The organism is Micromonospora sp. NBC_01740, from assembly GCF_035920365.1.
GTDB lineage: Bacteria > Actinomycetota > Actinomycetes > Mycobacteriales > Micromonosporaceae > Micromonospora > Micromonospora reichwaldensis.
Map to the genome: position 1 here is coordinate 7,210,976 of NZ_CP109150.1, position 26,326 is coordinate 7,237,301.

A 26,326-nucleotide genomic window follows, 5' to 3' on the forward strand; every position below is an offset into this window, starting at 1 on the left:
GAGCCGCTCGACCCGTCCCGCGCCGCCGGGGTGGACGAGCGGGAGCCCGGCCACCGCGCCCTACCGGTCCACGAACCGGCCGCCGCCGAGCTGGCCCGGGCGGCGACCCGGGCCGCCGACGACCTGCTCACCCCGCCGCCCGGGACCGCCGACGACCTGCCCGTCACGCCGCCCGCAACCACCGACGACCTACTCACCCCGCCGCCCGGGACCGCCGACGACCTGCCCGTCACGCCGGCCCGGGTCCGGCTGGGCGACGTCGTGCCCGCCCCGGAGCGGGTCACGCCGGTCCCGGGCGCCGACTTCGTCCTCACGCCCGACGCGGCGATCCGGGTGAACGGCGACGACGACGCCCGCGCCGTCGCCGGACAGCTGGCCGCCCTGCTCCGGCCGGCCACCGGCTACCCGCTGCCGGTGACCGACGCCACCCGACCGGAGCCGGCCGGCGGCATCACCCTGACGCTGGCCGTCTCCGCCGACCTCGGCCCGGAGGGCTACCGGCTCGACGTGACGCCCGACGGCGTACGGATCGAGGCCGCCACCCCGGCCGGGCTCTTCCACGGCGTGCAGACGCTGCGGCAACTCCTGCCCGCCGCCATCGAGAGCGCGGTGCCGGTCGCCGAGCACTGGGCGCTGCCCGGCGGTTCGATCACCGACCGGCCCCGGTTCCCCTACCGGGGGGCGATGCTCGACGTGGCCCGGCACTTCTTCGGCGTACCGGACGTGCTGCGGGTGATCGACCACCTGGCCCGCTACAAGCTCAACCACCTGCACCTGCACCTCACCGACGACCAGGGCTGGCGGATCGCGATCGACTCCTGGCCCCGGCTGGCGGAGGTCGGCGGGGCGGGCGAGGTGGGCGGCGGCCCGGGCGGGCACTACACGCGCGACGACTACCGGCGGATCGTCGCCTACGCCGCCGAGCGGCACGTCACCGTGGTGCCGGAGATCGACCTGCCGGGCCACACCAACGCCGCGCTGACCGCGTACGGCGAGTTGGCCCCGGACGGCACCGCGCCGCCGCCGTACACCGGCACCGAGGTCGGCTTCAGCTACGTCGACCCCACCAACGAGCGGACGTACGAGTTCGTCGCCGACGTGCTGGGCGAGATCGCGGCGCTCACCCCCGGGCCGTGGCTGCACATCGGGGGCGACGAGGCGTTCAAGGTACGTCCCGACGCGTACGCGGCCTTCGTCGAGCGGACCCAGCGCATCGTCGCCGGAACCGGCAAGACGGCGGTGGGCTGGCACCAGATCGCGCCCGTCGCGCACGCCGAGGGGCGGGTGCTCCAGTGGTGGGGCACCAAGGGCGAGGACCCGGTCACGGCGGACGCCGTCCACCGGGGGGCGCGGCTCGTCCTCTCCCCCGGCAACCACGCCTACCTCGACATGAAGTACGCCCCGGACACCCCCATCGGGCACGACTGGGCCGGCCTGATCGACGTGCGGCGGGCGTACGACTGGGATCCCGGCACCCACGTGGCCGGCGTGCCGGCCGACGCGGTGCTGGGCGTGGAGGCGCCGCTGTGGACCGAGTCGGTCACCTCGCGGGCCGAGGTCGAGTTCATGCTCTTCCCGCGCCTGCCCGCGATCGCCGAGCTGGGCTGGTCGCCCCGCGCGACGCACGACTGGGCCGGGTTCCGCGACCGGCTGGCAGGGCACGGCCCGCGCTGGGCCGCGGCCGGCATGGCCTTCCACCGCTCACCGGAGATCCCCTGGCCCGCCGAGCGGCCAGCTCCCGCCGAGCGGCAGGCGGCGATCCCCACCCAAGCCGCGCATCCGACTCCCACCGGGCCGCGCACGGCGGTCCCCACCCAGACCGACCAGCCAACTCCCACCAGGCCGCGCACGGCGGCCCCCATCCAAACCAACCCCGAGGAGGCCTCCGCGCCAGGCCCGTCCGCCTGACGCCCGCGCCCAACGCCCCCATCCCCGCCGCGGTGGCGGTCGCCGCCGCCATCGCGGTCGTCACCGGGTCACCTGGCTCACCCCGGTTACCGGATCACCCGGGTTCACGGGTCACCCAGGTCCACCGGATCAACGGATCAACGGATCAACGGATCACCGGTGGAGATCTTGGTACGAGATGGCCCCTGGAGGGGCGGTTTCTAACCAAGATCTCCGGTAGAAGCCCAGCGGACGGACGCGAGAGTGGGCACCGACGGGGTGTGGCCCGCCGTGCCCGGCGCAGGGACGGGGCGGTGGCGGTCGCCGCTGCCGTCGCGGTCGCGGTCACCGTGACGGTCACGGGTGCCGTGGCGGTCACGGGCGCCGCGACGGTCACGGGTGCCGTCGCCATCGCCGTCGCGGATGCCTCTCGATCTCGGGGTCAGGGCGGTTTCGCCTGACGCGTCACGCAGGGCACGTACCGCCGGTTGCCGGGGTGCCCATTGCTGGCGGGCGCGCGGACAGGCGGCACGGATGCGCTCCTCGGGGCGCTGTCGAGCTGATGTCGTAGACGATTCAGCGGTGCCGTCCGTTCCGGGCCGGAGAGGCGTGGGGATTGGGCGCGGAAAGAAGTCGCGGTTCGTGCCGTCGGGGCAGCGTGAGTCGTTTACGACATCAGCTCGACAGCGCGCTCGCCGCCCCATGCTGCACCCGACGACCGACGGCGGCAGACTGCGACGGGCTGCGACGGGCTGTGGAGTCGTGGGAGTTTTGTCCGCTTCGAAGTGTCCGAGTCCGTGCCTGGATGTCCGTCGCCGTCCGGTGCGTCCCGTGGCCGGCGCCACCTCAGCGGCGGAATCGTGGGCCGGTGCGGGCCGTTGAACATGGCATACCCACGGCGCCTCCCCCGCGCGCCACGGTGGCCCGACCGGCCGGCGGAATGACTGGCCGACCCGGGTCGTTGAGACATCCCGGACGCCCGAGCAGGCCCCCCACCGCCGGAGCGATCCGTTCTGACTTCCCCCTCGCGGCACGCCGCTCCCCCGCGCGTCCGCGTACCCCCGATCGAAAGGTGCTGCCATCATGCGTACCGACATCCTGCGTAAGACCGCTCTGACCGCTGCCGGGCTCGCCTTCACCGGCGGCGCCATCGCCGGCCCCGTCACCACCGCCCTCGCCGCCCCCACCACCCCCGTGTCGGCCTCGGTCGCACAGGACCGCAAGGGTGGCGAGCGCGAACTCGGCGTGCGCTACGAGGCACAGCCCAACTTCTACTACTGCGGCCCCGCCGCCGCCCGCAACGCCCTCAGCGTGCAGGGCAAGAACATCGACGTCGACGGCATGGCCCAGCGCATGGGCACCACCGAAGCCGGCACCAACTCCATCAACGACATCACCCCCGTCCTCAACAAGGAGACCGGCAAGGACGCCTACCAGTCGGTGGAGATCCCCGGCGCCAAGGCCGACGACAAGCAGACCGACAAGCTACGCGGCGACATCGTCACCGCCATCGACGAAGGCCACGCCATCGTCGCCAACATCGCCGGCACCGCCACCGACACCGACGGCACCACCCACTCCTTCGAGGGCGGGCACTACATCAGCGTCGTCGGCTACCGCGACAACGGCAACACCGTCACCATCGCCGACTCCGCCAACCCCAACCAGGCCTCCTACCGCATGAGCGTCGACAACCTCGCCGACTGGATCGCCACCCGCGGCTACACCGCCTGACCCCACAGCGACACACCAACACACCACCCAGCACCGCGCACCACCCAGCGACAGGCGCACCACACAGCGACAAGGGCCGACCCCCACAAGGGGCCGGCCCTTTCGTCGTCTTCACCTTCACCCAGCATCCGCAGCCGGGCAGGCCGGGGCCGAGCCGCAGCCGGGAGCGCCGAGGCAGCCGAGGCCCGGGTGGCGGCCGAGGGCTCAGCCGCCCGAGTCAGCCAGTTCGGCGCCCTCCGGGACGGTGTCGTCGTCGCGGCTGGCCAGCCAGCCGTCCGGCAGGAAGACCTTGCCGGGCGAGTTGGTGCGGCCGCGCGGCTGGCCCAAGGTGGCCACGGGAAAGGGCTCGGTCGGGTCCAGCTTGCCGAGCAGGTCGTCGAGCTGGGCCAGGCTCTCGATCATGGCCAGCTCGCGGCGCAGCTCGCTGCCGACCGGGAAGCCCTTGAGGTACCAGGCGACGTGCTTGCGGAAGTCGGTGCAGCCGTCCCGCTCGCCCCGGGCGGGGGTACGGGAGCCGGCGGTGAACTGGTCGACCAGCAGTTCGGCGTGACGGCGCATCGTCCGCGCCACCTCGCCGAGGGTGGGCAGGCGGCGTTCCGGGCGGCCGTCGAACGCGGCCTCCAGGTCGGCGAAGAGCCACGGTCGACCCAGGCAGCCCCGGCCGATCACCACCCCGTCGACGCCCGTGTGCGCCACCATCCGCAGCGCGTCGTCGGCCTCCCAGATGTCGCCGTTGCCGAGCACCGGCACGTCGAGGGCCTGCTTGAGCGTCGCGATGGCGTCCCAGTCCGCCGTGCCGGAGTAGCGCTGCGCGGCCGTACGCCCGTGCAGGGCGACCGACGCCACGCCCGCGTCCTGGGCGGCGAGGCCCGCTTCGACGTACGTCAGGTGGTCGTCGTCGATGCCCTTGCGCATCTTGACCGTGACCGGCACCCCGGCGGGCGACGCGGCGTCCACCGCGGCCCTGACCAGCCGCGCGAAGAGCCGGCGGCGCCACGGCAGCGCCGAGCCGCCGCCCTTGCGGGTGACCTTGGGAACCGGGCAGCCGAAGTTGAGGTCGATGTGGTCGGCGAGGTCCTTCTCCACCACGATCCGCACGGCGGCGGCGGTGATCTCGGGGTCGGTGCCGTAGAGCTGGAGGCTGCGGGGCCGCTCGTCGTCGCCGAACGCGATCATGCGCAGCGTCTTCGGGTTCCGCTCGACCAGCGCGACGGTGGTGATCATCTCGCAGACGTAGATGCCGCCGCCCTGCTCCCGGCAGAGCTGCCGGAAGCCGACGTTGGTGATGCCGGCCATCGGCGCGAGCACCACCGGCGGCCACACCTCGTGCCGCCCGATGGTCAACGGGCGCAGTGCGGGAACGGTCGGCGCGGTCACCGGACAAGTGTACGGGCCCCAGCCGGCGCAACTTCCGCACCGGCCGGGGCCCGCCGCAGCTCAGCAGCCGGGGAGGCGCTCGATCAGGTAGCGCTCGACCTGGTCCAGCGCGATGCGCTCCTGGGCCATGGTGTCCCGGTTCCGGACGGTCACCGCGTTGTCGTCCAGGGTGTCGAAGTCGACAGTCACGCAGAACGGGGTGCCGATCTCGTCCTGGCGGCGGTAGCGGCGGCCGATCGCCTGCGAGTCGTCGAACTCCACCACCCAGCGCTTGCGCAGGTCGGCGGCGAGGCCCTTCGCCTTCGGCGAGAGCGCCTCGTTGCGCGACAGCGGCAGCACGGCCACCTTGACGGGGGCCAGCCGCGGGTCGAAGCGCATCACCGTGCGCTTGTCCACGCCGCCCTTGGTGTTCGGCGCCTCGTCCTCGTCGTACGCCTCGAGCAGGAACGCGAGCACCGCGCGGGTGAGGCCGGCGGCCGGCTCGATGACGTACGGCATCCAGCGCTCGCCCTTGGCCTGGTCGAAGTAGGACAGGTCGACGCCGGAGTGCTTGCTGTGCGTGGTGAGGTCGAAGTCGGTGCGGTTGGCGATGCCCTCCAGCTCCGCGAACTCGGTCCCGCCGAACTGGAAGCGGTACTCGATGTCGACGGTGCGCTTCGAGTAGTGGGAGAGCTTCTCCTTCGGGTGCTCGTAGAAGCGCAGGTTGCTCTCCGACAGGCCCAGGTCGAGGTACCAGTTCCAGCGCTCGGAGAGCCAGTACTCGTGCCACTGCTCGTCCGAGCCCGGCTCGACGAAGAACTCCATCTCCATCTGCTCGAACTCGCGGGTGCGGAAGATGAAGTTGCCCGGGGTGATCTCGTTGCGGAACGACTTGCCGGTCTGGGCGATGCCGAACGGCGGCTTCTTGCGGGCGACCGTCTCCACGTTCTTGTAGTTCACGAAGATGCCCTGGGCGGTCTCGGGCCGCAGGTAGTGCATGCCCTCCTCGCTCTCGACCGGGCCGAGGAAGGTCTTCATCAGGCCGTTGAACATCTTCGGCTCGGTGAAGGTGCCCTTGTTGCCGCAGTTCGGGCAGTTCAGCTCGGTCAGCGAGGCCGGCGGCTTGCCGTGCTTGGCCTCGTACGCCTCCTCGAGGTGGTCGGCCCGGAACCGCTTGTGGCACGACTGGCACTCGGTCAGCGGGTCGACGAAGGCGTCCAGGTGGCCGGAGGCGGCCCAGACGTCGCGGGCCAGGATGACGGCGGAGTCGAGGCCGACCACGTCGTCGCGCTGCTGGACCATCGTCTTCCACCACTGCCGGCGGACGTTCTCCTTGAGCTCCACGCCGAGCGGACCGTAGTCCCACGCCGACCGGGTGCCTCCGTAGATCTCGCTGGAGGGGAAGACGAAGCCTCGGCGCTTGGCGAGGCTGACGACGGCGTCGATACGGTCGGCTGGCATGTTTCCTCCTACGCCGACTGGCGGTCGGCGGGGACGCGGTAAGGACGGAAGGAACAGTTCGGGACAACGGTACGACCCGTGCCGTCCCGGGCCCAGCAGAATACCGGGGGCGGGTCAGCTCACCCCGCACACCTCCATGCCGCCGGTCTGCTGGTCCTGCCCGAGGGTGACCTCCTGCCGGTCCTGCCGGCCGCCCGTGTAGGTGACGTCGACGGGCACGGTGAGGGAGACGGCGTCCACGTCGCCCACCCGGAAGGTCGCGATCTGCGGCTCGGCGGCCACCCGGCGCTCGAACTCGCGGCGTGACTCGCGCCGCTGCGCGTCGTCGCAGAGCTGGTCGTACGCCGCGCCGTACTTCCGCTCCACCAGTGCGCGGTAGTAGTCGGTGGAGACGGTGCGTCCCTGCTCGCGCACGGCCTGCACCCCGGTCACGGCCAGGCCCACCACGGCCGCGCCGCCACCGCCGCAGCAGAGCAGCACGGCGAGCGCCCCGGCGCCCAGCCCGAGCCAGAGCCGGGTGTTGCGCCCCTCGGTGGGGGGCGCCGCGAACGGCGGGGTGACCCCCGGCCCGGCCGGCGGGGCGGGCACGCCCGGGTCCGCCGGCGGGCCGGGCACGGCGGGCGGCTGCGCCCCCTGCTGGCCGGGCGACGGAGGGTACGCCGGCGGGGTCGCCGGTCCGGGAGCGGTCATGCAAGCAATGTAGTGCCCACGGGCTCAGCGGTAAGGACCAGCGGCCCGATCGCTGGCGGCCGCGACGACGTCCCCGCCCGGGGCGGCGGTGGCGAGCGCCTCGTACGCCGACGGTTCGTCGAGCGACTCGGCGAGCAGCGGCACAGCGGTGATCTTGACGTCGAAGCCGCCCAGGGCCCGCCGGTAGGTGCCGACCGACTCCCACTCGGTGACCAGGCACCAGTGCCGGGGGTCGTCCAGCGCCCGGACCAGTTGGCCGCGCAGGTAACCGGGGCGGGCCGCGAGGGCGGCGAGGGCGGCGTGCGCCCGCTCGGTGAACTCGTCGGCGACATCGACGTCCACCACGAACCGGTTCGTCACCAGCACGGGGTTCCTCCTCGTAGAGTCTGTGGGATGCAGCGTACGCAGAGCCGGATGCCGGCCCGGTTGGCCCGGGCGAACCCGACGACGGTGTTCCTGGTCACCCTCGTGCTGGTGCTTGTCGCGTTCTTCACCCCCGGCGTGGTCGGCGGGTTGTTGACCCTGCTGCTCGCCGCGGCCGTGGCCGCGCTGCTGGTCACCACCTGGTCGGTGCAGACGGCGCCGACCCGGGTGATCCGGCTGGTGGCGCTCACCCTGCTGGTCACCGCGGGCCTGGTGAAGCTGCTCTGACATGCAAGCATGCGTTTTTGACAATCATTATCGTTGTCGCGGAGAGTTCATGGCATGAACATCCGCTCCGCCCCGCGCACCCTGGCCGTCGCCGCCACCGCCCTGCTCGCCCTGGGTGGCGTCACGGCCTGTTCCGACGACGGCACGACCGGCGCCGATCCGCAGCGGGTCGACGTGGTGGCCGCCTTCTACCCGTTGCAGTTCCTCGCCGAGCGCATCGGCGGCGACGCGGTGAAGGTGAGCAACCTGGTCAAGCCCGGGGCGGAGCCGCACGACCTGGAACTGAACCCGGGCCAGGTCGGCCAGGTCGCCGAGGCGGAGCTGGTCGTGCTCCTCAAGGGCTTCCAGCCGGCGCTGGACGAGGCCGTCGAGCAGAACGCCAAGGAGCGCGCGTTCGACGTGTCGACCGTGCAGCCGCTGCTTGACGCCGCCGCGGGCGGCCACGACCACGAGGGCGGGGAGCACGCCCACCCCGAGGAGCCCGGCCACGAGGAGGGCGGCGCCAAGGACCCGCACCTCTGGCTGGACCCGACCCGCCTCGCCACGGTCGGCGACAAGCTCGCCGAGCGGCTCGGCCGGGCCGACCCGGACCGCGCCGCCGACTACACGGCCCGCGCCAAGGCGCTGCGCGTCGAGCTGGAGAAGCTGGACGCCGAGTTCACGGCCGGGCTGAAGACCTGCCAGCGGCGGGAGATCGTGGTGAGCCACACCGCCTTCGGCTACCTGACCGGGCGCTACCAGCTGGAGCAGATCGGTATCACCGGGCTCAGCCCCGACAACGAGCCGTCCCCGCAGCGCCTGGCCCAGGTCGCCCAGGAGGCCCGGGAGCACAAGGCCACCACGATCTTCTTCGAGACGCTGGTCAGCCCGAAGGTGGCCGAGACCATCGCCGCCGAGGTCGGCGCGAAGACCGCGGTGCTGGACCCCCTGGAGGGGCTGTCCACCGGCGGCGGCGACTACCTTTCGGTCATGCGCACCAACCTTGCCACCCTGCGAACGGCGCTGAGCTGCTCGTGACATCCCCAGTCATCACCGTCGCGCACGGAGTGGTCGGCTACGACGGCCGCCCCGTGCTGCGCGACGTCTCGCTGACCGTGACCGCCGGCGAGGTGGTCGCGGTGCTCGGCGCCAACGGCTCCGGCAAGTCCACCCTGATCCGCGCCGCGCTCGGCCTGGTGCCGCTCAGCTCCGGGTCGGTCACCCTCTTCGACCGTCCGTTGCGCCGCTTCCGGCAGTGGCACCGGATCGGGTACGTCCCGCAGCGCCTCGGCGCCGGCAGCGGCGTACCGGCCACCGTCCGCGAGGTGGTGGCCTCCGGCCGGCTCGCCCGGCGCGGGGTGCTGCGCCCGGCCGGGGCGGCGGACCGGGCGGCGGTGACCGCCGCGCTGGAGGCCGTCGGGCTCGCCGACCGGGCCCGCGATCCCGTGGCCACCCTCTCCGGCGGGCAGCAGCAGCGCACCCTGATCGCCCGGGCGCTGGCCGGCCAGCCGGAGCTGCTGGTCCTCGACGAGCCGACCGCCGGGGTCGACGCCGCCAGCCAGGAGGCGTTCGCCGGCGCGCTGCACGCCTTCGTCGCCGGTGGCGGCACGGTGCTGCTGGTGGCCCACGAGCTCGGGCCGCTGCGGCCGCTGATCAGCCGGGCGGTCGTCGTACACCAGGGTGGGATCTGCCACGACGGCGCGGTGCCCGAGCCCGCCGGCCACCACGCGGAGCCCGACCACGACCACGTGCACCCGCACGGTCCCGACGAGCCCGCCGGGCTGTGGAGCAGCTGAGATGGAACTCTTCCAGTACCCCTACATGCAGCGGGCCCTGATCGGCGCGCTGATCATCGGCCTGGCCGCCCCGGCGCTCGGCATCTACCTGGTGCAGCGGAAGCTCGCCCTGATCGGCGACGGGGTCGGGCACGTGGCGCTCACCGGCGTCGGCGCGGGCCTGCTGCTCAACCGCTCCCCCGTGCTCGTCGCGGTGGCCGTGGCGACCGCTGGCGCGATCACCATCGAGCTGGTCCGCGCCCGCGGGCGCACCTCCGGCGACCTGGCTCTGGCCCTGCTCTTCTACGGCGGCATCGCCGGCGGCGTGACGCTGGTCGGGCTCTCCGACAGCACCAGCGCCAACCTCAACGCCTACCTGTTCGGGTCGCTGACCACGATCTCCCCGCAGGACCTGACCACCATCGCGGTGCTCGGCATCGCGATCGGGGTGACCATGCTGGCGCTGCGCCCGGCCCTCTTCGCGGTCTGCCACGACGAGGAGTACGCCCGCGTCTCCGGCCTGCCGGTGCGCACGCTCAACCTGCTGCTCGCCGTGGCCACCGCCGTCACGGTGACGATCGCCATGCGGGCCGTCGGGGTGCTGCTGATCAGCGCGCTGATGGTGGTGCCGGTGGCCACCGCGCAGCAGGTGACCCGGGGGTTCCGCAGCACGATGGCGGCGGCGATGGCGCTCGGGCTCTTCGCCGCCGGCTCCGGGGTCTGGGTGGCCGCGAACGCCGACACCGCCCCCGGCGCCTCGGTGGTGCTGATGGCGATCGCCTCGTTCGGGGTGGTCGCGGTCCTCGGCGCGGCGTGGCGGATGCTGCGCCGGCGGCGCACCCCCGCCGCCGCGCCCACGCCGGAGCCGCACGAGGTCGTGCTCCACTGATCCTGGTCAGCGCCGTGTCAGTGGGATTGGTTACCGTTACACGGTGACCGACGGATCAGGCTACGACGCCTTCGAGGGCGCGAGCGAGCTGCTGCGTGCCCTCTCGGCACCGATCCGGCTGGCCATCGTCAGCGAGCTCGCCGAGGGCGAGCGCTGCGTGCACGAGCTGGTCGACAAGCTCGGCGCCGCCCAGCCGCTGGTCTCCCAGCACCTGCGGGTGCTGCGGGGCGCCGGCGTGGTGCGCGGTTCCCGGCGGGGTCGCGAGATCGCGTACGCGCTGGTCGACGAGCACGTCGCACACATCGTGGCCGACGCGGTGAGCCACGCCGGGGAGGGATCATGATCATGGCGGGTTCCACGGTCCGCAACACCCGGCAGCGCTCGGCGGTGAGCGCGCTGCTCGGCGAGCTGGAGGGCTTCCACAGCGCGCAGGAGCTGCACGCGATGCTGCGCGAGCGCGGCGAGCGGGTCGGGCTGACCACCGTCTACCGCACGCTCCAGGGGCTCGCCGACACGGGCGAGATCGACGTGATGCGCCCGCCGGGCGGCGAGCACCTCTACCGCCGGTGCAGCGAGGGCCACCACCACCACCTGGTCTGCCGGACCTGCGGCCGCACCGTGGAGGTGGCGGGGCCGACGGTGGAGAGCTGGGCCGAGCGGGTGGCGGCGAAGCACGGCTACGCCGACGTCAGCCACACCCTGGAGATCTTCGGCACCTGCCCGGCCTGCGCGAGCTGACCCCGCCCGTAGCGCCGTCCGCCGGGCCCCCGTTGCGTCGGCGCCCGCCGTCCGCCGGGCTGAGTGCCGTCGTTCGCGCCGTGCCAGGGGCCCGCGCACGTGGCACGCTGTCCGGCGTGAAGATCTACGCCGATCGTTTCCCGACCGCCGTCCGACAGTTGATCACCGACCTGCTCGTCGTCGCCTGGGTGTACGGCGCGATCCGTGGCGCGCTGTGGCTGCACGACCTGGTCCAGAAGCTCGCCGTACCCGGGCAGAAGCTGGAGGGGGCCGGCGGCGGCCTGGCCGACAACCTGGCCGACGCCGGCGGCAAGGTCGGCCGGGTGCCGCTGGTCGGTGACGAGCTGACCGCGCCGTTCGAGCGGGCCGCCACCGCCGCCCGCTCGCTGGCCGAGGCGGGGCGCGACCAGCAGGAACTGGTCGACCAGCTCGCCCTCGCGCTGGCCGTCGCCGTGCTGGTCTTCCCGCTCGGCCTGGTGCTCTTCGGCTGGCTGCCGCTACGGGTGCGCTGGATGCGCCGGGCCGGCTCGGCCGCGAAGCTGGCCGCCGCGCCCGCCGGCCGGGACCTGCTCGCCCTGCGCGCGCTGGCCACCCAGCCGCTGGGGCGACTGACCCGGATCGCCCCCGACGTGGCCGAGTCGTGGCGGCGCGGCGACGACGCCACCGTCGACGCCCTCGCCGCCCTGGAACTACGCCACCTCGGCCTACGCCCCGGTCGCTGACCCCCTGCCTCACCTCCCCCACCCCACCCCGGCCCCGCCCGCCCGGCCCGGCCCGCCCGGCCCGGCGATCATGCAGTTATGGTGACCGGAACGGCCGCTTTAGCCCCTTTTGTCAGGCACCACAACTGCATGATCGACGCCAGGGTGAGAGGGCGGGGCGGGGAGGGCTGGTCAGGAGGAGGGTGGGGGCGGGGGTGGGATGCGGCGGCGGGTGTCGGCGGCGGTGGACGGGCCGGGCGACCAAGGGGCCACCCAGGGGAGGTCGTCGGCGGGGGTGATCACGCCGTCCTCCAGGGCGGCGTAGCGCCCGGCCAGGATCCGCTTCGCGGCGGCCGTGTCGACGGAGTCGGTGTTGTCCCACAGGGCGGTGAAGAGCGCGTCGACGCGGACCCGGGCCTGCCGGCAGAACAGGTCGGCCAGCTCGACGTTCTCGGGGCGGGTGTCCCGCTCGGCGTAGGCGCGCACGCAGACCGCGGACATCGCGAACAGCTCCGCGCCGATGTCCACCACCCGGCCGAGGAACGCCTGCTTGCGCTCCATCTTGCCCTGCCAGCGGGACATCGCGTAGAACGTCGAGCGGGCCAGCTTGCGCGAGGCGCGCTCCACCTGCCGCAGGTGGCCGGCGAGCGGGCCGAACTCGGCGTACGCCGACGGGCGCTGTCCCCTGCCGACGGCGAGGGTCGGCAGCCACTTCGCGTAGAAGGCGCCGGCCCGCGCCCCGGCCTTCGCCTTGCGGCCGAGCCCGGCGTCCGGGTCGATGATGTCACCGGCGACGGACAGGTGCGCGTCGACCGCCTCCCGGGCGATGAGCAGGTGCATGATCTCGGTGGAGCCCTCGAAGATGCGGTTGATCCGCAGGTCGCGCAGCAGTTGCTCGACGGCGGCCGGTCGCTCGCCCCGCGCGGCGAGGGAGTCGGCCGTCTCGTAGCCGCGACCGCCCCGGATCTGCACCAGTTCGTCGGCGATCTTCCAGGCCATCTCACTGGCGTAGAGCTTGACCAGCGCCGCCTCGATCCGGATGTCGTTACGGTCGTCGTCGGCGAGCAGGCAGCAGAGGTCCAGCATGGTCTCCATGCCGTACGTCGTCGCGGCGATGAAGGACAGCTTCTGGGCCACCGCCTCGTGCTCGCCCACGGGCCGGCCCCACTGCACCCGGTCGACGGCCCACTCCCGGGCCACGTTCAGCGCCCACTTGCCGGCGCCGACACACATCGCCGGCAGCGACAGCCGCCCGGTGTTCAGGGTGGTCAGCGCGATCTTCAGGCCCTTGCCCTCGCCACCGATGACGTTCTCCTTCGGTACGAAGACGTCGTGGAAGCGGGTCAGGCTGTTCTCCAGGCCACGCAGGCCGATGAAGGCGTTGCGCCGTTCGACCGTGATGCCCTCGGTGTCGCCCTCGACGACGAAGGCGGTGATCCCGCCGCGCCGCCCCTCGGCGGCGGGCACCCGGGCCATCACCACGAGCAGGGAGGCGACGGTGCCGTTGGTGGCCCACAGCTTCACGCCGTTGAGGCGGTAGCCGGTGCCGTCGGGCGTGGGCTCGGCGGTGGTGGCCAGTCGGGCCGGGTCGGAGCCGACGTCCGGCTCGGTGAGCAGGAACGCGGAGACCTCACCGGCGGCGAGCCGGGGCAGGAAGCGCTGCTTCTGCTCGGCGGTGCCGAACATCTTCAGCGGTTGCGGCACCCCGATCGACTGGTGCGCCGAGAGCAGCGCGCCGATCGCCGGGCTGACCGAGCCGGCCAGCATGAGCGCCCGGCAGTAGTGCAGGTTGCTGAGCCCGAGCCCGCCGTACGACCGGTCGATCTTCATGCCGAACGCGCCGAGCCGGGCCATTCCTTGGAACACCTCGTCCGGGATGGACGCGTCCCGCTCGATCGCGGCACCGTCCACGTCGGAGGTGAGGAATTCTCGGAACCGGCCGAGGAACTCGTCGGCGCGGGCGACGTCCGCCGGGTCGGAGCGCGGCCAAGGGTTGATCAGGTCGAGCCGGAACCGGCCGAGGAAGAGTTCCTTGCCGAAGCTGGGACGATCCCAGGTGGACTCCCGGGCCGCCTCGGCGACCTGTCGGGCCTCCTTCTCGGAGACCTGACCGGCCTCGGTCGGCAGGGGCCCGGCCGCACCGGCCGCGGGCGGGGCGTCGGCGGCCGCAGGCGCATTGCCGGCGGTCGCGGGCGGGGTGTCGGCGGCGGCAGGCGGGGCGTCGGCCGACGGCGGCGGCTGGTCGGCGCCTGATCCGTCGGGCGCGGGTCGGCTGTTGTGTGTCGCGGTCACGGCGGCCCCCTCGAACCTCGGTCCGGATGCGTCAACGTGCTCGACGAACAGCACGCTACCCCCGGGTGTTACCCAGGGGTAGCGATTGGTAAATATCGAGCCGTGTCGACCTTCGTCAGTCGCTGAGGGACCGTGGCTCATTCTCGTCGTCGTCGTCGGTGTCGTCGTCGCCCCAGTTGCGGCGGGAGAACGGCAGGAACGCCCAGAAGGTGAGGAACCAGAGGCCGGTGAGGCCGCTGAGCACCAGGGCGATGCTCCGGTCCAGCACGAAGTCGGTGATCAGCAGCACCGCGCTGACCATCGAGATCAGCATGAAGGCGAGCCCGCCGCTGGCCATCCGGTGGGCGAACCGGACCAGCTCCGGCTTGCGGCCCTGCCGGAACAGCGCGCGGTGGAACGCCACCGGAGAGATGATCATCGCGGTGGCCGCGGCCGCGGCCAGCAACGCGACGATGTAGACGTCCTTCTGGAAGCCACTCGTACGGGTGAAGCCATTGCTGAACGGCAGGGTGAGCAGGAACGCGAAGAGGATCTGCACGCCGGTCTGGGCGACCCGAAGCTCCTGGAGCAGGTCGGCGAAGTTGCGCTGCCAGCGCTGCTTCTCGGTTTCCTTGGACACACGCTACCTCCGGTCAGACGGTACTGCCGGCGGGGGCGGCCGGCGGCAGCATCGCTGATGCCCCACCCGTCGACGCGCGAAACCGACTCACGTCACTGTCTGACGCGCCGGTTCCGTATCGACCATGATGCGGCCGACCGTAGCCACAACCCGTCAGGAGCCGCGGCGGATCCGGCCCGCGTACCGGGCCTCGAGGGCGTTGTTGTGCTCGTCGCCCCCGGCGATGTTGGCCGACAGGTAGACCGGGGGCCGCTCCCCCGCCGCCAGCAGCCGCGCCACCACCTCGACGGTGATCTGCTGCGCCAGTAGCGCCGCGGTGATCGACGAGACCGCGCCGACCGCACCGCCCCCGGGCAGTGGCAGCGTCGCGTCGCCGTACGGGGCGCCGTTGTCGAGCACCACGTCGGCGAAGTCGGCGAGCTTGCGTCCCGACGGGTGGCGCGAGGTCATCTGCCCGGAGTGCTGCGCCGAGGTGATCGCGACCAGCCCGTGGCCCTTCTCCCTGACCAGCGACGCGAACTCCACCATGGCGCCGTTCACGCCGGAGTTGGAGGCGAGCACGAAGACGTCCCGGGGGCTGACGGGAGCCAGCTCGTAGAGACGGTGCGCCACCGACGGGTCGCGCTCCAGCAGCGGCCCGAGCACGTCGGCCGGGGCGCCACCGCGCAGCACCAGGTCCCGCAGGGCGATGCGGTTCGTCGGGACCAGCCCGCCGGCCCGCCCGGCGATCTCCATGGCCAGCGCCTCGGAGTGGCCGGTGCCGAACGCGTGGACCACGCCGTCGGCGCGTACCGCCTCGGCGATCAGGTCGGCGGCCCGCCCCACCGCCTCGCGCTGGCTCTCGGCGACCCGGTGCATCGTGTCGGTCACCACGGCCAGGAAGTCCTCGGCCTTCACCGTCGTGTCTGCTCGGTCCATGTCGTACCTCCGTCAGGGGTGGGCCCGGCGTCCGCCGGCCGGTGTCGCGGGGAAGGTCAGACCGGGTCGTGCACCCGGGCCAGGATCGCCTCGGCCAGCGCGGCGGGCGCCTCGTCGGGGATCCAGTGGCTCACCCGGGGCAGCTCGACGAAGCGGTAGTCGGCGGTCACGTGCTCGGCGCACGCCTCGGCGGCGGTCCGGCCGATCGCGATGTCGCGACCGCTCCACACGTACGTGGTCGGCACCGCCACCGGCCCGGTGGCGGCCAGGTCCCGGCGGGACATCGCGCGGTACCAGTTCAGGGCGGCGGTCAGCGCGCCCGGCTCGCGCATCGGGTCCGCGTACGCGGCCACCCGCGCGTCGTCGCCGACCCCGTGCAGCATCCGGCGCAGCCCGGTCGCGCCCAGCACCAGCAGCGCCTTCTCCGCCGTGCCCGGCTTGCGGAACACCGTCATGTACGCCGAGCGCGCCTTCTGCCCCGCGTCCTCGGCCAGCGCCCACGCCATGGCGGCGGGGTGCGGCACGGAGACCGCGGTCAGCGTGCGGACCCGCTCGGGATGGTGGGCCGCGACGGCCCAGGCGACGACCGCGCCCCAGTCGTGCCCCACCAGGTGCGCCGCGTCGACGCCCAACGCGTCGAGTACGCCCACCGCGTCGGCGACCAGTTCCGGCAGCCGGTACGCCTCGACCGCCTCGGGCCGCGCGCCCGGCGAGTAGCCGCGCTGGTCCGGCGCGTACGTGCGCAGGCCCGCGGCGTGCAGCGCGGGCACCACGTCGTCGAACTCCCCGCCGTGCTGGGGGAAGCCGTGCAGCAGCAGGACGGGCGTGCCGCCCTCCGGTCCGCCGACACGGACGTCGAACGTGAACCCCCGGGCCTCGATCCGCATGATCGTGAGCCTACCCAGCGCCGCACCTGGCCGCCCGGGACTGCCGGGCCCACCTGTCACTCGTACTGTTGCCGGGGGACGGGCACCTGCCGCCAGGACTCCACGTCCAGGTAGGGAATCTCGGCGTCGTTGACCGGGTCGCGGGCGATGCGGTCGCTGTAGCGGCCCGTCACCTCGATCCAGGTGTCGTCGGCGAGCCCGTCGGGGGCCGCGCCGGTCAGGCCCAGCTTGACCGGCCGCCCGTCGGCGGCGCAGCAGGAGAGCACCATCCGGGCCAGCAGCGGCCGGCCGTCGGGGCCGGTGGTGACGAAGCCGGTCAGCTGGACCCGGCGCTCGCCGATCGAGGTGCCCCGGTCGAACAGGGCCCGGGAGGCGTAGTCGAGCACGGTCACCCGCACCGGGTCGCCGGCGGGCAGCGGCGGATAGTCGGACGGCTGCTGCCGGGTGGTGACGGCGGTGCCGGCCTGCCCGGCCGCGTACGAGCCCAGGGCCGGCGGGGCGACCAGCAGCAGGCCCAGCACGGGCAGGATCAGCAGCCAGCCGACCCGCGGCTCGTGGTGGCCGTGCCCGTCGTCACCGCCGTGCCCGTCGTAGCCGTCGCCGTGAGCCTCGGGGCCGGGTGTGCGCCGGGGCCGCCACCCACCGGCCGGGCCGTCGTGGTGGCCGGCGGGCGTGCGCCGCAGGAGCGGGCGCAGCTCGTAGAAGAGGGTCATGACCGCAGCGGCCACCAGCAGCAGGCCGGCGGCGATCAGGAAGGGCCGCAGCCCCTCCTTGACGTAGCGCAGGTGCAGGTCGGTGAGGCTGGCCCGGACCACCGCGCCGCCGAGCAGCAGCAGGACGACGGCCTGCGCCTGCCGGTTCACAGCAGCACCGCCCCGGTCACGGCGGCCACCGCGACGGCCACCGCGAAGGTGGTCGGGGCGAACCGCAGCGCGAACCGCCGGCCGAAGACTCCGGCCTGCATCGAGATGAGCTTGAGGTCGACCATCGGCCCCACCACCAGGAAGACCAGTCGGGAGGTCAGCGAGAACTGCGACAGCGAGGCGGCGACGAAGGCGTCCGCCTCGGAGCAGAGGGAGAGCAGCACGGCGAGCGCGGCCAGCGCGAGCACCGACAGCACCGGCTCGTCGGCGAGGGTCTGCAACCAGCGCTCCGGCACCACGACGTTGATCGTGGCGGCAGCCGCCGCGCCGATCACCAGGAACCCGCCGGCGTGCGTGACGTCGTGCCGGACCGCCCCCCAGAACGCCCGCCCGCGCGGGCCGCCGTCCAGCTCCGGCCGGCGCGGCAGCCGGATCCAGTCGGCCCGGCCGAGGCGCAGCCACAGCCAGCCCATGACCATCGCCACGAGCAGGCTCGCGACGGCCCGGCCGAGGACCATCGCCGGGTCGTCGGGGAAGGCCACGGCGGTGGCGGTCAGCACGATCGGGTTGATCGCCGGGGCGGCGAGCAGGAACGCCAACGCGGCGGCCGGGGTGACCCCGCGCCGGATCAGCGACCCGGCGATCGGCACCGCCCCGCACTCGCAGCCGGGCAGCACCACGCCGGCCGCGCTGGCCACCGGCACCGCGAGCGCGGGGTGACGCGGCAGCGCCCGGGCCCAGAACGACCGGGGCACGAAGACGGCGATCACCGCGGAGAGCAGCACCCCGAAGACCAGGAACGGCACCGCCTGCACCATGACCGAGACGAAGACGGTGGTCCAGGTCTGCAAGCGGGGCGCGGAGAGGGCCCGGGCGAGCGGCTCGCGGAAGACGACCAGCAGGATCAGCAGGCCGGCGAGGACCTCCACCGACCCGACCCGCCGGTCCGGGCCGCGGGGCGCCGCCGGCTTCTCCTCGCGTACGCCCGGGGCGGCCACGCCCACCGCGCCCGGGTGCGACCCGTCCGGCGCGCGGCGGTCAGCCTCGGATGTCACGTACGTGTCCCTCTGCCGGATTCCCAGTGGCCGCCCGAGAGTACCGGGCCGGAATCGACGCCGTCGATCGACTGCGCTGGTGAGCTGCGGAAAGATCACTTTGCCCGATGATCTTCAAAGGTGTTAGCGTCGGGCCACAACTTCACATCCGACAGGGGAGCGCACAGCGCTGAGAGTGCGGGCACCGCCCGCAGACCCTCGAACCTGATCTGGGTAATGCCAGCGCAGGGAGTTCGGTCGACCTCCAGCCGCGTCGACGTCCGGCACGTTCCGGGCGCGGCGTGCGTCTTCTCCTGGTTCTCGTTAGGGACTGGGAGCAATCATGCGAGACAACAACACCGCCACCCGGTGGCGTACCGTCGATGTCGTCGTCGCGGCCGTGATCGCGGTGGCCTTCGGCGTCATCTTCTGGGCCTGGGGCCTGCTGTGGCGGGCCGTCGACCCGGCGTTCGCGTTCTTCCCCGCCAGCCAGGCGATCATGTACGGCGTGTGGCTGGTCCCGGCCGTCCTCGGCGGTCTGGTGATCCGCAAGCCCGGCGCGGCGCTCTTCTGCGAGGCGGTGGCGGCGACGGTCTCCGCGCTGCTCGGCTCGGAGTGGGGCGGCGTCACCATCGTCCAGGGCCTGATCCAGGGGCTCGGCGCCGAGTTGGCCTTCGCCGCGTTCCGGTACCGCTCGTTCCGGCTGCCCACCGCGCTGATCGCGGGCGCGCTGACCGGCCTCGGCGCGGCCCTGTTCGACTTCTTCGTCTGGAACAGCGAGTACGCCCTGGGCAGCTACCGCATCCCGTACGCCCTCCTCACCATCGTCAGCGCCACGATCGTCGCGGGTGCCGGCGGCTGGGCCCTGACCCGCGCCCTGGCCACCACGGGCGCCCTGGACCGCTTCCCCGCCGCCCGAGACCGCACCCCAATCTGACCCACCCCCTCTCCCCACCCACCCCCCTCTCCCCACCCACCCACCCACCCCCACGACCCGGCGCGTTGATCATGAAGTTGTTGCCACGACACGCCGTGCCGAACGACAACAACCTCATGATCAACGCCCGCGGGCGGGCAGGAAGGAAGGGGGCGGCGTGGGGGCGGTGACGTTGCGGGGGTTCGGGTGGCGGCATGCCGGACGGCGGGCCTGGGCCGTGCGCGGGGTGGACCTGCGCGTCGAGGTTGGCGAGCGGGTGCTGCTGCTGGGGCCCTCCGGGGCCGGCAAGAGCACGCTGCTCGCCGCGCTGGCCGGGCTGCTGCCCGAGGACTCGGGCGAGCAGGAGGGCACCGTCGAGATCGACGGGCTCGACCCTCGCAAGGGCCGGGAGCGGGTCGGCATCGTCTTTCAGGACCCGCAGACCCAGCTCGTGATGGCCCGCAGCGGCGACGACGTGGCGTTCGGGTTGGAGAACCGCGGCACCCCCGCCGGGGAGATCTGGCCCCGCGTCGACGAGGCGCTGGCTCGGGTCGGTTTCCCGTACCCCCGGGACCGCCACACGGCCGCGCTCTCCGGCGGCGAGCAGCAGCGGCTCGCCCTGGCCGGGGTGCTGGCCCTGCGCCCCGGCCTGCTGCTGCTCGACGAGCCGACCGCCAACCTCGACCCGACCGGCGCGGCGCTGATCCGGGCGGCGGTGGCCGGCGCGCTCGACGCCGACACCACGCTGATCCTGGTCGAACACCGCGTCGCCGAGTCGTTGCCCCTGGTCGACCGGGTGGTCGTGCTCGAACCCGGCGGCGGCGTCCGCGCCGACGGCACGCCCGAGGCCGTCTTCGGTACGCACGGCGACGCGCTCGCCGACGAGGGCGTCTGGGTGCCCGGCCGCCCGGTACCGCCCCGCCACGCGACCGCGCCGCCCGGCGACGTGTTGCTCACCGCCGACCGGCTCGGCCTGCCGCCCCGGCTGGCCCCCGTCGACCTGGCGGTACGCGCCGGCGAGGCGCTCGCCGTCGTCGGGCCCAACGGGGCCGGCAAGTCGACCCTCGCCCTGCTGCTGGGCGGCCTGCTCAAGCCCGGGGCCGGCCGGATCGCGGCGACGACGGCACTGGCCGGTGGCGACGCCCGCACGCCCCCGCACCGCTGGCGCGCCCCGGCACTGGCCCGCCGGATCGGCTCGGTCTTCCAGGACCCGGAGCACCAGTTCGTCACCAACACCGTCTTCGACGAGCTGGCGCTCGGCCCGCGCCGCACCGGCCAGCCCGAGACGGCGGTCCGGACCACCGTCGACACCCTGCTGTCCCGGCTGCGGTTGACGAAACTCGCCGCCGCCAACCCGTACACCCTCTCCGGCGGGGAGGCGCGGCGGCTGAGCGTGGCGACCGCCCTGGCCACCGCGCCCCGCCTGCTCGTCTGCGACGAACCGACCTTCGGCCAGGACCGGCGGACCTGGCTGGAGCTGGTGGACCTCTTCGCCGAGCTGCGCGACGCCGGGCACGGCCTGGTCGCCGTCACCCACGACCCGGAGTTCGTCGCCGCCCTGGCAGATCGCCGCCTCACCCTGGAGCGCCCGTGACCAGCGACCGAACCGCCGCACCGGTCACCCACCCGGACCGTCGCCCCGCCCTGGGGGCGGGCGTGACCAGCCCGAACGCCGCACCGGTCACCCACCCGGATCGCCGCCGCGCCCTGGGGCGGGCGTGATCAGTTTCGAGCCGGTCGCCGCGCCGGAGGCGTTGCTGGCCCGGCGCAACCCGGTGGCCAAGCTCGCCGCGGCGCTGGTGTTCTCGTTCATCCTGATCGCCACCCTGGACCCGGTGGCCCCGGCCATCGCGATCGCCGTCGAGTTGGCCCTGCTGCCGCTGTTCGGGGTCCGTTTCCGGGTGTTGGCGCGGCGGGCCTGGCCGCTGCTCGTCGGCGCGGTCGGCGTGGTGGTGACGCTGGTGCTCTTCGCCGCCGAGCGCTCCGGCCGGGTCCTGGTCGAGGCCGGCCCGGTGGTGGTCACCTCCGGGGTGCTGCTCACCGCGCTCGGCCTGGTGCTGCGCATGTTCGCGGTGGCGCTGCCCGGCGTGATCGTCTTCGCCACCACCGACCCGACCGACCTGGCGGACGCGCTGATCCAGAACGCGAAGGCACCGGCCCGGTTCGCCATCGGGGCGCTGGCCGCGTTCCGGCTCGTGCCGCTGCTGGGGCAGGAGTGGCAGATGATCTCCATGGCGCGTCGCGCCCGGGGGGTCGAGGCCGGCCGCAACCCGCTGGCGAAACTTCGGCTGTTCGTGTCGACGGCCTTCGCGCTGCTCGTCGGGGCGATCCGCCGGGGCACCCGGCTGGCCGTGGCGATGGACGCCCGGGGCTTCGACGCCGGGGTCCCGCGCACCGTCGCCCGGCGACAGCGCTTCGTCGCCGCCGACGGCCTGCTGATCGCCGGCGCGGCGGTGCTCGCCGGGGCCGCGCTGACCGTCAGCGTGCTGCTCGGCACCTTCCGCCCGCTGATCGGCTGACGCCGCCCGTTGATCGGCGGGCGGGCCCGGGTGGAGGCGCCGACCGGGCGCGCAGCGGGCTGGTCGTCCGGCGAGCGGGCCGGGCGGAGGCGCATGCCCGGGTGGTCGGGCGCGGGCGGGCCGGGTGGAGTCGCCGGTGACGACGCTCCACCCGGCCGGCACCGTCAGCTGCGCCGGAAGGCGTACCGGCGGGCCTGCCCGGCCTTCTGGCCGCGCAGCGGGCCGGAGCGGCCGGCGCCGGAGACCGGCGGACCGGCCTTCGGCGCCGTCGGTCGGTCGACCGGCAGCGCCGGCACGACCGGCGCGACCGCCACCTCGTCGAGGTTGACGGGCGTCAGGTCCGCGACGGACGGCGTGGGGACGGTGGTACGGGACTTCTTCGGGTTGCGCCTGGCGGGCATCCGGTGCCTCCTCGGTCTGCGGGCCCTGCCGCACCGGAACGACGTCCGGTGACCGGGGCCCGCCTCGTTCGGCGACCGTCGCGCGACGGTCGGGCGGGATCGGGACAGCTGCCCGGGATCGGCCACGAGGAGCACCGCCGTTCGACGGCAGGTGCGGAATGCGGACGCCCGGGAGCACGCGGACCCGCGGCGATGCGGCGGCGGGTCGGCTCGGAAGTGGGGCGTCAGTTGCGCATGCCCACACGCTAGCCGCCCGACCGGTCGCGCGCACCCGAATTACCGGCGGGGATCCGCAGCCGGTCGGTAGGGCCCCGCGGAGGCCGCCCGGCGCCGGATCGTCGGCCGGCCCCCGCGCCCTTCAGGACGACAGCCACGTGGCGGTGACGGGGTGCCCGACACGCTCTCCGGGCCGCCCCGCAGGCGATACGGTCGCACCGGCGGGTGTCGACGGCGGAGGGTGGACGGATGGCCGGGCGGGCGACGGCACGGATCGGCGTGACCGGGCTGGCGGTGATGGGCCGGAACCTGGCCCGCAACCTGGCCCGCAACGGTTTCGCCGTGGCGGTGCACAACCGGTCGCCGGAGCGCACCCGCAGCCTCGTCGCGGAGCACGGGGACGAGGGGACGTTCCTGCCCGCCGAGTCGATGGCCGACTTCGTCGCGTCGCTGGAGCGGCCCCGGGCGGTCATCGTGATGGTCAAGGCGGGCGGCCCCACCGACGCCGTGGTCGACGAACTGGTCCCGCTGCTCGACGCGGGCGACATCGTCGTGGACTGCGGCAACGCGCACTTCGCCGACACCCGCCGGCGGGAGGAGGCGCTACGGGCCCACGGCCTGCACTTCGTCGGCACCGGCGTCTCCGGTGGCGAGGAGGGCGCCCTGCGCGGCCCGAGCATCATGCCGGGCGGATCCGCGGAGTCGTACCGCACGCTCGGGCCGATCTTCGAGCGGATCGCCGCCCAGGTGGACGGGGTGCCGTGCTGCCGGCACATCGGGCCGGACGGCGCCGGGCACTTCGTCAAGATGGTGCACAACGGCATCGAGTACGCCGACATGCAGCTCATCGCGGAGGCGTACGACCTGCTGCGGGCCGGACTGGGCGCGCAGCCGGCGGAGATCGCGGAAATCTTCCGTGGCTGGAACTCCGGCGAGCTGGAGTCCTTCCTGATCGAGATCACCGCCGACGTGCTGGCGCACACCGACGCGGCCACCGGGCGGGCGTTCGTGGACGTCGTGCTGGACCGCGCCGAGCAGAAGGGCACCGGCCGCTGGACGGTGCAGAGCGCGCTCGACCTGGGCATCCCCATCACCGGCATCGCCGAGGCGACCTTCGCCCGCTCGCTCTCCGGGCACGCCGACCAGCGCGAGGCGGCCCGGCGGGCGTTTCCGGACGCGGACGCGACCTGGCGGGTCGAGGACCCCGACGGCTTCGTCGAGGACGTCCGCCGCGCCCTGCTCGCCTCGAAGATCGTCGCGTACGCGCAGGGCTTCGACCACATCCGCGCCGGCTCCCGCGAGTACGACTGGGGCATCGACCTGGGCGGCACCGCGACGATCTGGCGGGGCGGCTGCATCATCCGGGCCCGCTTCCTCGACCGCATCCGCCAGGCGTACGACGAGCGGCCCGACCTGCCGACGCTGCTGGTGGCGCCGTGGTTCGCGGACACCGTGAACGACGGCGTGCCGAGCTGGCGGCGGGTGGTGGCCGACGCGGCGCGGGCGGGCGTGCCGGCTCCGGCGTTCGCCTCGTCGCTGGCGTACTTCGACGCGCTGCGCGCCCAGCGGCTGCCGGCCGCCCTGATCCAGGCGCTGCGGGACAACTTCGGGGCGCACACCTACCAGCGCGTGGACCACGAGGGCACCTTCCACACCCGCTGGCCCACCGACCGCACCGAAACCAAAACCTGACCCCCACCCAAACCCAAACCCCCGACCCGCGAGCCGATCATGCACTTCTGGTGGTCGGAACGCCCCGGTGTGGGGCTTTCGCGGGGCACCACGACTGCATGATCGACGAACGGGTCGGGGGTGGGGTCAGGTCACGACTGGGTTTTGGGTCAGAAGAAGCGGCGGCGCTTCGCCTTCTGGGGGCGGAGCATGTCGGCGCCCTTGGTGAGCAGGCGGCTCACCCCGGTCGGGCCGCGGCGGGCCTCCAGCGTGTGGCTGAGCCGGCGCGCGCCCGCCGCCGCCAACGGCACGGCGACGGCCATCATCGCCCACTGGGCAATACGCTTCTGGATCATGTGGGTTCACCTCCGTCGGTGGCTGCTGACCACCGTGGTACCCCGTACGACCGGGCGGTAAGCCTCAGGCGGGCGGCGGGGCGACCGGGTTGGGCAGCGCGCCGCCGAAGCGACGGTCCCGCTGCGCGTACAGCTCGCAGGCGTACCAGAGGTGGCGGCGGTCGAAGTCGGGCCAGAGCGTGTCGAGGAAGATCAGCTCGGCGTACGCGGTCTGCCAGAGCAGGAAGTTCGAGATCCGCTCCTCGCCGGAGGGACGCAGAAACAGGTCCACCTCGGGAATCTCCGGGTGGTAGAGGTACTTCGCGACGGTCTTCTCGTTGACCTTCCCGGGGTCCAGCCGGCCCGCCGCCACGTCGCGGGCGATGGCGGCGGCGGCATCGGCGATCTCGGCCTGACCGCCGTAGTTGACGCAGAACTGGAGGGTCAGCGTCGAGTTGCCCCGGGACATCTCCTCCGCCGTCTGCAACTCGGAGATGACGCTCTTCCAGAGCCGGCCGGCCCGGCCGGACCAGACCACCCGCACCCCCAGGTCGACCAGCTGGTCACGGCGGCGGCGGATGACGTCGCGGTTGAAGCCCATCAGGAACCGGACCTCGTCCGGCGAGCGCCGCCAGTTCTCGGTGGAGAAGGCGTACGCCGACAGGTAGGGGATGCCCAGCTCGATGGCGCCCTCGACCGTGTCGAAGAGGGAGAACTCCCCCGCCTCGTGGCCCTTGGTGCGGGGCAGCCCGCGATCCTTGGCCCACCGGCCGTTGCCGTCCATCACCACGGCGACGTGCTTCGGCACCGCGTCGGCGGGCAGCGCCGGCGGCCGGGCGCCCGACGGGTGCGGAGTCGGCGGCACCGGCTCGCGACGGCCGGCCCTCATCGATCGGATCACTCGGTTCTCCCCCTGTTCACGCCGTCCGCACCGGACCCGGCGCCAGGCGACGGCGGGACCGGGCCGGCCCCCGGGGCGCCCCGGTCGACCAGCGGCAGCGAGCGTAGCGCGCGCTCCAGGTGCCACTGCAGGTGTGCCGCGACCAGCCCGCTGCACTCCCGGCGTACGCCGGTCTCGGTGGCGTCGGCGACCCGCCAGTCGCCGCTGGTCAGCGCGGACATCAGGTCGATGGTGGCCGGGGCGGGATGGGCCGCGCCGGGCGGCCGGCAGTCCGGGCAGACCGCGCCACCCGCCGGTACGGAGAACGCCCGGTGCCGCCCCGGCGTGCCGCAGACGGCGCAGGCGGTCAGCGCCGGCGCCCAGCCGGCGAGCGTCATGCCCCGCAGCAGGTACGCGTCGAGCACCAGGGTGGTGGCGTGGCTGCCCTCGGCGAGCGCCCGCAGCGCGCCCAGGGTGAGCTGGAACAGCCGCAGCGAGGGCTCCCGTTCGACGGGGGTGAGCCGCTCGGCGGTCTCGGCGATCGCGTTGGCCGCCGTGTAGCGGGGATAGTCGCCGAGGAACCGCTTGCCGTAGAGGTCGATGCCCTCGACCTGGCTGACCGTGTGCAGCGAGCTGCCCAGGTTGCCCTTCGGGTCGCCGGCGAGCTGGAGGTCGACGTGACCGAACGGCTCCAGCCGGGCCCCGAACTTGCTGGTGGTGCGGCGGATCCCCCGGGCCACCGCGCGGAGCCGACCGTGCCGGCGGGTGAGCAGGGTGATGATCCGGTCGGACTCGCCGAGCTTCTGCGCACGCAGGACCACCGCGTCGTCGCGGTAGAGCTGTCGGCGGTACCCGGCCATCGGACCATTCTCTCTCGGGGTGCGGAATCAGGGTCAGCTCGGGGTGTCCGCGCG

General features: G+C 73.8%; 27 protein-coding genes, 1 pseudogene and 1 riboswitch. Of the genes and pseudogenes, 14 read left to right on the top strand and 14 right to left on the bottom strand.

What is annotated here, in order from left to right:
* Positions 1-30: 30 nt before the first annotated feature.
* Positions 31-1,803: pseudogene (locus tag OG989_RS31375) on the top strand (beta-N-acetylhexosaminidase); the annotation flags it as partial.
* A 1,167-nt stretch (positions 1,804-2,970) separates the two neighbouring features.
* Positions 2,971-3,621: a C39 family peptidase gene (locus tag OG989_RS31380; protein WP_327029310.1), complete on the top strand. Its 651-nt coding sequence runs from the start codon at positions 2,971-2,973 to the stop codon at positions 3,619-3,621.
* A 204-nt stretch (positions 3,622-3,825) separates the two neighbouring features.
* Here the strand turns inward: OG989_RS31380 and dusB are convergent, their stop codons facing one another.
* The 4 genes from dusB to OG989_RS31400 all read right to left on the bottom strand — a co-directional run bounded on the left by dusB (position 3,826) and on the right by OG989_RS31400 (position 7,494).
* Complete coding sequence (gene dusB / locus OG989_RS31385) at positions 3,826-4,998, bottom strand: tRNA dihydrouridine synthase DusB (RefSeq protein ID WP_151456935.1); 1,173 nt, start codon at positions 4,996-4,998, stop codon at positions 3,826-3,828.
* A 60-nt stretch (positions 4,999-5,058) separates the two neighbouring features.
* Positions 5,059-6,438, bottom strand: a complete 1,380-nt coding sequence (locus tag OG989_RS31390) for a glycine--tRNA ligase (RefSeq protein ID WP_101412337.1) — start codon at positions 6,436-6,438, stop codon at positions 5,059-5,061.
* A 114-nt stretch (positions 6,439-6,552) separates the two neighbouring features.
* Positions 6,553-7,026, bottom strand: coding sequence for an Rv0361 family membrane protein (locus OG989_RS31395; protein WP_132240457.1), 474 nt, complete (start codon positions 7,024-7,026; stop codon positions 6,553-6,555).
* A gap of 126 nt (positions 7,027-7,152) precedes the next feature.
* Entirely contained in the window at positions 7,153-7,494 is a 342-nt protein-coding gene (locus tag OG989_RS31400) for an antibiotic biosynthesis monooxygenase family protein (RefSeq protein ID WP_151456936.1), read from the bottom strand.
* 27 nt (positions 7,495-7,521) lie between these two features.
* Between OG989_RS31400 and OG989_RS31405 the strand changes: the two genes are divergently transcribed.
* The 7 genes from OG989_RS31405 (at position 7,522) to OG989_RS31435 (ending at position 11,882) form a co-directional block, all read left to right on the top strand.
* The gene (locus OG989_RS31405) at positions 7,522-7,779 is read left to right on the top strand and encodes a hypothetical protein (RefSeq protein ID WP_151456937.1); all 258 of its coding nucleotides are present in this window, start codon (positions 7,522-7,524) and stop codon (positions 7,777-7,779) included.
* Positions 7,780-7,833: 54 nt separating this feature from the next.
* Positions 7,834-8,796, top strand: coding sequence for a metal ABC transporter substrate-binding protein (locus OG989_RS31410; RefSeq protein ID WP_327029311.1), 963 nt, complete (start codon positions 7,834-7,836; stop codon positions 8,794-8,796).
* Positions 8,793-9,554 (top strand): metal ABC transporter ATP-binding protein, encoded by a 762-nt coding sequence (locus tag OG989_RS31415; protein WP_327029312.1) that lies wholly within the window; start codon positions 8,793-8,795, stop codon positions 9,552-9,554. The genes OG989_RS31410 and OG989_RS31415 overlap by 4 nt, the downstream gene beginning before the upstream one ends.
* 1 nt (position 9,555) lies before the next feature.
* Positions 9,556-10,422 carry a metal ABC transporter permease gene (locus OG989_RS31420; RefSeq protein ID WP_151456940.1) on the top strand — a complete coding sequence of 289 codons (867 nt, stop codon included), beginning with the start codon at positions 9,556-9,558 and terminating at the stop codon, positions 10,420-10,422.
* A 43-nt stretch (positions 10,423-10,465) separates the two neighbouring features.
* Entirely contained in the window at positions 10,466-10,765 is a 300-nt protein-coding gene (locus OG989_RS31425; protein WP_088998913.1) for an ArsR/SmtB family transcription factor, read from the top strand.
* 2 nt (positions 10,766-10,767) lie between these two features.
* Complete coding sequence (locus OG989_RS31430; RefSeq protein WP_192581556.1) at positions 10,768-11,160, top strand: Fur family transcriptional regulator; 393 nt, start codon at positions 10,768-10,770, stop codon at positions 11,158-11,160.
* 116 nt (positions 11,161-11,276) lie between these two features.
* Entirely contained in the window at positions 11,277-11,882 is a 606-nt protein-coding gene (locus tag OG989_RS31435; protein ID WP_327029313.1) for a hypothetical protein, read from the top strand.
* A gap of 171 nt (positions 11,883-12,053) precedes the next feature.
* Here the strand turns inward: OG989_RS31435 and OG989_RS31440 are convergent, their stop codons facing one another.
* The 6 genes from OG989_RS31440 to OG989_RS31465 form a co-directional block, all read right to left on the bottom strand.
* Positions 12,054-13,988 carry an acyl-CoA dehydrogenase family protein gene (locus OG989_RS31440; protein WP_327031279.1) on the bottom strand — a complete coding sequence of 645 codons (1,935 nt, stop codon included), beginning with the start codon at positions 13,986-13,988 and terminating at the stop codon, positions 12,054-12,056.
* A 280-nt stretch (positions 13,989-14,268) separates the two neighbouring features.
* Entirely contained in the window at positions 14,269-14,772 is a 504-nt protein-coding gene (locus OG989_RS31445; RefSeq protein WP_327029314.1) for a DUF6328 family protein, read from the bottom strand.
* Positions 14,773-14,925: 153 nt separating this feature from the next.
* A complete protein-coding gene (locus OG989_RS31450) occupies positions 14,926-15,690 on the bottom strand; it encodes a sugar isomerase domain-containing protein (RefSeq protein WP_151457136.1) in 765 nt (254 codons plus the stop codon).
* A 56-nt stretch (positions 15,691-15,746) separates the two neighbouring features.
* Positions 15,747-16,577, bottom strand: coding sequence for an alpha/beta fold hydrolase (locus OG989_RS31455; RefSeq protein WP_151457137.1), 831 nt, complete (start codon positions 16,575-16,577; stop codon positions 15,747-15,749).
* 56 nt (positions 16,578-16,633) lie between these two features.
* Positions 16,634-17,440: a TIGR03943 family putative permease subunit gene (locus OG989_RS31460; protein ID WP_327029315.1), complete on the bottom strand. Its 807-nt coding sequence runs from the start codon at positions 17,438-17,440 to the stop codon at positions 16,634-16,636.
* A complete protein-coding gene (locus OG989_RS31465) occupies positions 17,437-18,438 on the bottom strand; it encodes a permease (RefSeq protein WP_192581572.1) in 1,002 nt (333 codons plus the stop codon). The genes OG989_RS31460 and OG989_RS31465 overlap by 4 nt, the downstream gene beginning before the upstream one ends.
* 200 nt (positions 18,439-18,638) lie before the next feature.
* A riboswitch (TPP riboswitch) is annotated at positions 18,639-18,744 on the top strand.
* Positions 18,745-18,817: 73 nt separating this feature from the next.
* Here OG989_RS31465 and OG989_RS31470 point away from each other — a divergent pair.
* The 4 genes from OG989_RS31470 (at position 18,818) to OG989_RS31485 (ending at position 21,909) form a co-directional block, all read left to right on the top strand.
* The gene (locus OG989_RS31470) at positions 18,818-19,411 is read left to right on the top strand and encodes an ECF transporter S component (RefSeq protein WP_132240395.1); all 594 of its coding nucleotides are present in this window, start codon (positions 18,818-18,820) and stop codon (positions 19,409-19,411) included.
* Between the two features lie 157 nt (positions 19,412-19,568).
* Complete coding sequence (locus OG989_RS31475) at positions 19,569-20,984, top strand: ABC transporter ATP-binding protein (protein ID WP_327029316.1); 1,416 nt, start codon at positions 19,569-19,571, stop codon at positions 20,982-20,984.
* Positions 20,981-21,112 carry a hypothetical protein gene (locus tag OG989_RS31480; RefSeq protein WP_327029317.1) on the top strand — a complete coding sequence of 44 codons (132 nt, stop codon included), beginning with the start codon at positions 20,981-20,983 and terminating at the stop codon, positions 21,110-21,112. Before OG989_RS31475 ends, OG989_RS31480 begins: the two co-directional genes overlap by 4 nt.
* The gene (locus tag OG989_RS31485) at positions 21,109-21,909 is read left to right on the top strand and encodes an energy-coupling factor transporter transmembrane component T family protein (RefSeq protein WP_151452832.1); all 801 of its coding nucleotides are present in this window, start codon (positions 21,109-21,111) and stop codon (positions 21,907-21,909) included. The genes OG989_RS31480 and OG989_RS31485 overlap by 4 nt, the downstream gene beginning before the upstream one ends.
* 164 nt (positions 21,910-22,073) lie before the next feature.
* On the opposite strand, the gene OG989_RS31490 is transcribed toward OG989_RS31485, so the two are convergent.
* Entirely contained in the window at positions 22,074-22,310 is a 237-nt protein-coding gene (locus tag OG989_RS31490; protein ID WP_151452831.1) for a hypothetical protein, read from the bottom strand.
* Positions 22,311-22,775: 465 nt separating this feature from the next.
* Between OG989_RS31490 and gndA the strand changes: the two genes are divergently transcribed.
* Positions 22,776-24,218 carry an NADP-dependent phosphogluconate dehydrogenase gene (gene gndA / locus OG989_RS31495; protein WP_327029318.1) on the top strand — a complete coding sequence of 481 codons (1,443 nt, stop codon included), beginning with the start codon at positions 22,776-22,778 and terminating at the stop codon, positions 24,216-24,218.
* Between the two features lie 149 nt (positions 24,219-24,367).
* Here gndA and OG989_RS31500 read toward each other — a convergent pair whose 3' ends face one another.
* The 3 genes from OG989_RS31500 to recO form a co-directional block, all read right to left on the bottom strand.
* Entirely contained in the window at positions 24,368-24,553 is a 186-nt protein-coding gene (locus OG989_RS31500) for a hypothetical protein (protein WP_311413809.1), read from the bottom strand.
* Between the two features lie 64 nt (positions 24,554-24,617).
* The gene (locus tag OG989_RS31505) at positions 24,618-25,421 is read right to left on the bottom strand and encodes an isoprenyl transferase (protein WP_327031280.1); all 804 of its coding nucleotides are present in this window, start codon (positions 25,419-25,421) and stop codon (positions 24,618-24,620) included.
* 8 nt (positions 25,422-25,429) lie between these two features.
* Positions 25,430-26,272: a DNA repair protein RecO gene (gene recO / locus OG989_RS31510; protein WP_327029319.1), complete on the bottom strand. Its 843-nt coding sequence runs from the start codon at positions 26,270-26,272 to the stop codon at positions 25,430-25,432.
* Positions 26,273-26,326: the final 54 nt, after the last annotated feature.